The following is a 1,300-nucleotide window of genomic DNA, read 5'->3' as shown; positions in this document are numbered from 1 at the left end:
GGATCGTGGATTGAATAAGGTGTAATACTGCGGGTTGGGCTCCTAAGCTAGAGAGGTAGCGAGAGGAGCGGATAGATGATCACCCCCTACCCTGCCCCAATTGAAGCTCAAATGCAACGGTACTATCAGTCGTTGTCAGAGAAGGATCGTCGTCGCTATGCGGCTATCGAAGCGGTGAAATTAGGGTACGGCGGGCAAGCCTATATTCGAAGGTTATTGGGATGTCATCACGAAACCTTGGCGCTGGGACTGGCCGAACTGAACGACACACCGGCCTTGGAGCAGGAGCGGATTCGACAGCCTGGCGGGGGGCGAAAATCGGCGTTAGCCACCATTGCTGAGTTAGACGAGACATTCTTGCGCGTGCTGGAGCGTCATACGGCGGGTTCGCCGATGGATGAAACGCTCAAGTGGACGAATCTCAAGCGTCACGAGATTGCCGACTTGCTTCAGGACGAGGGCATCACGGTGAGTGTAACGGTGGTCGACCAGTTGTTAAAGAAGCACCATTTTCGTAAACGCAAAGCGGTGAAAACGCTGGCCACTGGAACCAGTGAGCAGCGTAACGAACAATTTGAGGCCATCGAGCGACTGAAGGACACCTATCAGGCCGCAGGCAATCCCGTGATGAGTATGGACACAAAAAAAGAGAACTGATTGGCAATTTGTACCGAGAGGGCGTCCTCTACACTCAAGCACCCATTGAGGTGTTTGACCACGACTGGGCTAGCTTGGCCACTGGGGTCGCCATTCCTCACGGGTTATATGACCTGAGCGATAACGTGGGCTACATCCAGATTGGCACCAGCCACGATACCACCGAGTTTGCCTGTGACTCGATTCGCTACTGGTGGACCACCTATGGCCAACATCGGTACCCTTTGGCTGACTCAATTTTGCTGTTGTGTGATGGGGGAGGGAGCAATAGCTCACGCTATTACCTTTTCAAACAGGACTTGCAGCAGTTAGCCAACGACCTGGGAATCGAGATTCGCATCGCTCACTATCCCCCGTATACTTCCAAGTACAATCCCATTGAGCACCGCTTGTTTCCCCATGTCTCACGGGCGTGTCAAGGCATGATCTTTGACCGTGTTCAGACCGTTCAAGACCTCATCGCACGGACGACGACTCGGACTGGACTGAAGGTGTTTACGACCATTCTCGACAAGCCCTACCAAACGGGGCGAAAAGTAGCTGAAGACTTCAAAGCCACGATGACAATTGTCTTTGATGACCTCTTGCCTCAATGGAACTACACCGCCGTCCCAGAAGTTCAGGTTATTTAATCCACGTTCCT

General features: G+C 52.8%; 1 pseudogene. It reads left to right on the top strand.

Annotation, left to right across the window (positions count from 1 at the left end):
• Positions 1-75: 75 nt before the first annotated feature.
• A pseudogene (locus VB780_RS31435) lies at positions 76-1,289 on the top strand (ISAzo13 family transposase).
• Positions 1,290-1,300: the final 11 nt, after the last annotated feature.

Origin of the sequence: Leptolyngbya sp. CCNP1308 (assembly GCF_034932455.1) — a bacterium.
Taxonomy (GTDB): domain Bacteria; phylum Cyanobacteriota; class Cyanobacteriia; order Phormidesmidales; family Phormidesmidaceae; genus Nodosilinea.
The sequence above is the reverse complement of the archived record's forward strand: the minus strand, read 5'-3'. Positions and strand labels throughout refer to the sequence as shown.